5 protein-coding genes are annotated in these 6,409 nt (G+C 40.5%); all 5 read left to right on the forward strand.

Features of this window, described 5'->3' with window-relative positions; translation table 11 throughout:
- Nucleotides 1-18: 18 nt before the first annotated feature.
- The 5 genes from ACO1R6_RS15330 to ACO1R6_RS15350 all read left to right on the forward strand — a co-directional run bounded on the left by ACO1R6_RS15330 (nt 19) and on the right by ACO1R6_RS15350 (nt 6,313).
- A complete protein-coding gene (locus ACO1R6_RS15330) occupies nt 19-2,007 on the forward strand; it encodes an OmpA family protein (RefSeq protein ID WP_486265814.1) in 1,989 nt (662 codons plus the stop codon).
- 219 nt (nt 2,008-2,226) lie between these two features.
- The gene (locus tag ACO1R6_RS15335; protein ID WP_486265815.1) at nt 2,227-2,880 is read left to right on the forward strand and encodes a hypothetical protein; all 654 of its coding nucleotides are present in this window, start codon (nt 2,227-2,229) and stop codon (nt 2,878-2,880) included.
- Between the two features lie 115 nt (nt 2,881-2,995).
- A complete protein-coding gene (locus ACO1R6_RS15340) occupies nt 2,996-3,352 on the forward strand; it encodes a cupin domain-containing protein (protein ID WP_486265816.1) in 357 nt (118 codons plus the stop codon).
- Between the two features lie 226 nt (nt 3,353-3,578).
- Complete coding sequence (locus ACO1R6_RS15345) at nt 3,579-4,199, forward strand: hypothetical protein (RefSeq protein ID WP_486265817.1); 621 nt, start codon at nt 3,579-3,581, stop codon at nt 4,197-4,199.
- A gap of 362 nt (nt 4,200-4,561) precedes the next feature.
- On the forward strand, nt 4,562-6,313 hold the full coding sequence (locus ACO1R6_RS15350; RefSeq protein ID WP_486265819.1) for a S41 family peptidase: 1,752 nt from the start codon (nt 4,562-4,564) through the stop codon (nt 6,311-6,313).
- Nucleotides 6,314-6,409: the final 96 nt, after the last annotated feature.

The raw sequence follows: 6,409 nt of genomic DNA on the forward strand, positions 1-6,409 counted from the left end.
ATAATGCCACCAATTGTTATGATTTTAGGAAAGATGCGCTACACGCTGCCGGTGGTAATATTTATTCTTTTTATGGGTACCGCTACCATGGCCCAGAAAAAAGATATTAAAGCGGCCGATGTACTTTATCAGAAATTTGAATACGCTCGGGCGGTAGAGGTTTACAAAAAAGCCTTTGAAGCCGGACAACCTTCTTTAGCCGTTAGCAGCAAAATTGCCGATTGCTACCGGTTAATGAACAATGCCAAAGAAGCCGAGTTTTGGTATGCCCAGGTATTGGCTTTTCCGGAGCACACGCCGCAGCAGATTAAATATTATGCCGATGCCGCCCGCAAAAACGGTAATTTTACCAAAGCCCAGCAATTGTACCAGGCCTACGGTCAGAAACAACCCGATGCCGCGGTTACTGCCCAGGCGCTGGCCGATGCCTGTACCAATGCCCAGCAATGGTTAGCCAAGCCCGAGTCGTATGAGTTAACAAAAGTGCCTGCGCTAAATTCAGAGAACGCCGATTTTAGCCCCACCGTTTACCAGGATGGTTTAGTATTTACATCTAACCGCCAAACGGCTACTAAAACCAAAGACGAAGTATCGGGCTGGACCGGAAAACCCGATTTTAAATTATTCTTCGTAAAAGGCAACGACACTAGCTGGCAAGCACCAGAGTTAATGCCCGAACCCCTGAATAATAAATTTCAGAACGGATCGGCGGTATTTTCGCCCAACCAGGACGTAATTTATTTTACCCGTATAAACCGGGTTAAAGCCAAAAACAAAAAAGCCAACACCGATCCGTTTAGCTGGGTTAAATTCCCGACCGGTAACGAATACACCAATCGTTTAGAAATATTTATTTCCGAAAAGAAAGACGATAAATGGTCGGAGCCGGTGGCTTTTCCTTACAACAAAGTAACCGAATATTCAGTAGGGCATCCGGCTTTGTCGCCGGATGGTAATATTTTATATTTTATTTCGGATATGCCCGGTAGTCTGGGCGAAACTGATATTTATTTCAGCCAGAAACAAGCCAATGGTACCTGGAGCAAACCCGAAAATCTGGGAGCTACCATTAATACGCCCGGTAAAGAAATGTTCCCGACTTTTGGACCCGACAGTACTTTTTACTTCTCGTCGGAAGGCCACAGTGGCATGGGCGGCCTGGATATTTATGCCGCCGAAGGCGCAATGAGCACCTGGAAGAATGTGCGTAACTTAAAATATCCGCTTAACTCTTCGCAAGACGATTTTGGAATTTTATTTGATAAAACCAACGAAGCCGGTTACCTAAGTTCTAACCGCGAAGCCACCGATGGTACCGACGATATTTATGCCTTTAAATTTGTGCGCGTACCGTGTAATCTGGCGGGTAAAACCATTGAAAAAGTACAGGTACGGCCTGGGGTTTACCGCGAAGTGCCCGTAGAAAAAGTGTTGCTGCGCTTATACAAAGAAGGCGATACTACTTCGGTTAGCACCTATTCCGATGCCAAAGGATTTTTTACTTTCCCTATTCTGGACGGCGTAACGTATACAGTTAAAGGTATAAAAGAAGGCTATTTAACCCGTTCGGTAACGGTAGCGCCTAGTTGCCAATCTACCCTCGATATGGTAAAAATGGGTATGGTACTTAACCGCAATACCCTAAACAAACCCATTGTTGTGGAAAATATTTACTACGATTTAGATAAATATTACATCCGGCCCGATGCTGCCGAAGAGTTAGACAAATTAGTAAGAACTTTAAAAGATAACCCTACTATTAAAATTGAGTTAAGCTCCCACACCGATAGCCGCAATACCAATGCCTATAATAATTTATTGTCGCAACTAAGAGCCGAAGCCGCGGTTAAGTACATGATTTCGAAAGGAATTGCGCCGGACCGCATGATCGCAAAAGGCTACGGCGAATCGAAGTTGCTAAACAAATGCGCCGATAACGTAAAATGTTCGGAAGAAGAACATCAGTTAAACCGCCGTACTGAGTTTAAAATTTTAAGAATCAAATAAAGAACTTAAACTGCTTTTAAAAAGCAGCATATTGGTTCTAAGTATATGCTTCCGGAAAATATACGCAGGCAAGTAATTTTTTCCGGAGGTTATATTAATAATATTAAATTTTTATTGTAATTAGCTGAGCCCTCCTGTTTAATCAGATAAGGCTCAGCTAATTTTTTTACGCCCCCTTTTATTTTCCTGATTTATCGACAAAACCTATACTTAATTACTATGCCCATTTTTACCTTTTACCTCAATAAAGAGGCCAGCGAATCTATCCAGGTTGCCCACGGCAACAATCTTAAAAACTTAGTAATTTCCCAGAACAACCAAATAATTGGTCAGGTAGAAGCCAAAGCCGAATTAAAAGAAGGCCGTTCTTTTGTTTTACCGGATGGCCGGGTACTTTCGGTGCAACTCAAAGGCAAATGGAGTATTCAGCCGGAACTCGAAATATTGCTCGATGGCGTACCGCTGGCCGGCAGCAATACTGATCCGCAACAACGCCTCAAAAATGTAATGCACGTATTTTACTACCTAATTGCCATAAATATTGGCTTGGGGTTGGTAGCCGAGTTAACCAAATTAGACGTGCTGGTTAATTTGGGTTTGGGCCTGGAAAGTATAATAATGGGCTTTATTTATTTACTGCTGGCATATTTGGTTAAAGCAAAATTATCGGTAGTGGCCTTGTATGTGGCCATTGGTTCCTTGGTGCTGGATGGTATTCTGACCGTAGTGCTTGCCGCCGATATGACGCGTAATCCTACCATGGGGTTGTTCTTAAAAATATTTATGGTTTTAATTTTGCTAAAAGGCGTTCCGGCTGTAAAAAAACTAAAATCCTACCGGAAGTTAGCCGAGGCCGAATATGATTACGTGTAATTTTTTTTGCGGCTAGCCCGGTTACCATTTTGCCAAAGGCTAAATTGTCACCTTCAAACTAAAAGTTTAAATCCAATATTTATATCAGAAGGCAGTATTAAGTAATTCTACCAGTATGCACCACAAAGTAGCATTTACCCAGGCATTGCAAAAGCTTACCCAAACAAATAAAGCGTTTCTTACTTTTTTTACGCATGGTTCCTTAACGGTAGAGTTGTATAAACCCCATTTAACCGATAAGCAAATGCCTCATTCCCGCGACGAGGTTTACTTGATTGCTTCGGGGCAGGCAATATTTAAGCTCGAAGCTGAAACAACTGCCGTACAAACCGGCGATTTTTTATTTGTACCGGCGCGGGCACAACACAAATTTATTCAGTTTACCCCCGATTTTAGTACTTGGGTACTTTTCTACGGTCCACCGGAAGGCGAGAAAGGAACCGCCCAAAACTACTTACCAGATTCTTTGTAAATAAAAGGCAAGTTTTAGGTGCCTTTTTCTGCTACACATTATTCGTAATATTTTTGTTTATTTTACCCATCAAATAAATCAGCTTTTGATAAGATCGGGCAATTACCAAAACCGGCCGGTTAGAATTTAATAAAAGTTAGGGTAGTTAAAGTAAATTTTTATCGATAAGTTTCTAAACCGTTTGGGCTTAAATACGATAAATAGTTACAGGCAATTTTAGCAAGCTTTGGAACATCCGGCTTTACCTTACATTCATAAAGAAATTAAATTTTATTCTTTCGGTGAAAAAAAGCAGTTGCTTTTACTGAACGATGAAGTAATTGCCCTAGGCCCAAATACCATTCGGCTCGCCGATATTACCCATTTTAGATTTGGCCTCCGGGGCCTGCAGGTAGGCATGTTTGCGGTAGGGCGTAAATACCAATTGCACTTAAAAACTCCGGCTACACAGTTAAATATTGTTTTCCGGACGTATCTTAAATTAGATAATGCCTACTTCAGTAAATTATTCCACGAAATAATCAATGGCGTTTGGTTAAGAATCGGCGACCGTCTTTTAACCGAAATGATATCGGAGGTAAAAGCCGAAAAAACCCTGAAATTCGGAAAATGCGTTGTAAGCAAAACGGGTATTACGTTAAAACAAAAATCTGAGCGGAAAAAGTTTTTTATACCTTGGTCAGATTTAACGTACGAGAAAAAGTACAACCGTTTGGTGTTAAACAGCAAGTCGCAACCCCAACGGTGGATTAATTTGTATTACCTGGAGCATTGGAATATGGATGTGCTAACAGAGTTCCTGGATTGGGCTTACCGCGAAAATGGCTTGGTGTCTCTGGAAAACTAGCGTATAATAACACTGTTTTAAAGATAACAAAATATTTAAATATTTACTTTACTATATTATAAACATTTAAAGAGGTGTTTAGGTATACTAATAGTTATTGGTAGATTGTTGTTTTGTTTAATTCTGATATTTATACAGAAACTTGAATTAAAAATATACTGCTGCACTAATAAGTACTTTAAAGGTTTTTTCTTGCAATTTTGGGTAAAAAGCCCTCTAAAGTGCTTCTAAACAGGGGTGGATTGCCCAAAAATTACCTTTAAATAAATTTTATCTAAAATTTATTTTATTTTTAATCGAATAGATAATATTTCTTTATATATTAGTAGCCTAATATAAGGTTTTATTGTACGATTACCAGCATGAGAGATTTTACTAAGCGGAAAAAATATTTACTTACTCTTGTTTTACTGTTAAGCTTAAGCGGTACGTTTGGCTTTGTCGATCGGTATTTCGAGATAGCTAAAAACCTCGACACATTTGCATCGGTGTACCGGCAGCTAAACAACCACTACGTCGATGAAGTAGATCCGGCCGTTTTAATGCAAACCGGCCTTGAAGCCATGCTGGGTTCACTTGATCCTTATACCGAGTATGTGCCCGAATCGGAGCTCGAAAATTTTAAAATGAATTACCTGAGTAAACAATATGCGGGTATTGGTGCTGAGGTTTACAACAATAAAGAAGGCAAAGTAATTATTACAGAACCCTACGAAGGTTTTGCGGCCCAAAAATCCGACATCCGGGCTGGCGACGAAATACTAGCGATAAACGGCGTATCGGTAGTGGGCAAAAACAGCAACAGTGCCACCGATCTGCTAAAAGGGCAAAAAGGCACATCGGTAACCCTGGTTTTAAAGCGCGAAGGCGAAAGTAAACCCCTCGAAAAAACTTTAGTTCGGGAAATTATTTACTTTAACAATGTGCCTTATTACGGTTTATTAAACGATAGCACCGGTTATATAAAGCTCGATAAGTTTTTAGAAAATGCGGCCCAGGAAGTACGCGATGCTTTCCATACCTTAAAAAGTAAGCACCATATAAAAAGCCTGGTGTTAGATTTGCGCGGCAATGGCGGCGGTATTGTGCAGGAGTCGGTAAATATTGTAAATTTATTTGTAGAAAAAGGCCAGGAAATAGTAACCCAAAAGGGTAGGGTTAAAGACCGCGAGGTAGTTTACAAAGCTGTTTTTACGCCCATGGATGCCAAAATTCCGCTGGTGGTGCTGGTAGATAAAGGTGCCGCTTCGGCCTCAGAGATTGTGGCAGGTGCTATTCAGGATTTAGATCGTGGTACCATTATTGGACAACGTACTTATGGTAAAGGGCTGGTACAACAAACCGTAAACTTGCCGTACAATTCCTTGCTTAAAGTTACTGTTGCCAAATATTATACACCTAGTGGTCGCTGTATCCAGGCCTTAGACTATGCCCATCGCCAGGCTGATGGTTCGGTAAGCCGTATTTCTGATTCTTTAATGACCGAGTATAAAACCCGCCACGGCCGTTCGGTATACGATGGCAGCGGTATTTACCCAGATATTAATACTCCGGCCAAGCAGCATGCCAATATAACGTATAGCTTAATAAATAAAATGCTGCATTTTGATTACGCCACGCATTACCGCAGCACCCACCCCGTTTTACCGGCGGCCCGTAACTATAAAATGAGCGATGCCGAGTATGCTGATTTTGTAAAGTTTTTAGCCGGTCGCGATTATAGCTATACCACTAAGAGCGAAAGAAATTTGCAAGAGCTTAAAAATTTAGCGGTAAAAGAGAAATATTTTGAAAATATAGAAAGTGAATATGCCGCTTTAGAAGCCAAAATGCAGCAAAACAAAAAAGATGATTTAGTACAGTACAAAGAAGAAATTAAAGAAGTGCTGGAAAATGAAATTATATCGCGCTACTACTTCCAGACCGGTAAAATGGAAGCTTCGTTTAAATCTGATACCAGCATAAAAGAAGCTTTACGCGTACTAAACGACCGTAAATTATACGCCTTTATTTTAAAAGGTGATGGCCCGTATAAAGTTATTGGTAAGCCAAAATCTCTGGCGTACGTTGTTACCAATGGCCCTGGTGCAGATAATAATTCTGGTAGCCACTAATAAAAAGGCGTTGGGTTTAAAGTGTTTAACTTTAAACCCAACGCCCACACAAATAAAAAATATTCGCTTATTTTTAAGCTTCGGCCTCTTCTAATA

Source organism: Adhaeribacter sp. (assembly GCF_057359045.1).

What these genes read in the sequence shown, in the direction of transcription:
- ACO1R6_RS15330 (WP_486265814.1), top strand. Translation starts at nt 19, where the DNA reads ATGATTTTAGGAAAGATGCGCTACACGCTGCCGGTGGTAATATTTATT.
- ACO1R6_RS15335 (WP_486265815.1), top strand. Translation starts at nt 2,227, where the DNA reads ATGCCCATTTTTACCTTTTACCTCAATAAAGAGGCCAGCGAATCTATC.
- ACO1R6_RS15340 (WP_486265816.1), top strand. Translation starts at nt 2,996, where the DNA reads ATGCACCACAAAGTAGCATTTACCCAGGCATTGCAAAAGCTTACCCAA.
- ACO1R6_RS15350 (WP_486265819.1), top strand. Translation starts at nt 4,562, where the DNA reads ATGAGAGATTTTACTAAGCGGAAAAAATATTTACTTACTCTTGTTTTA.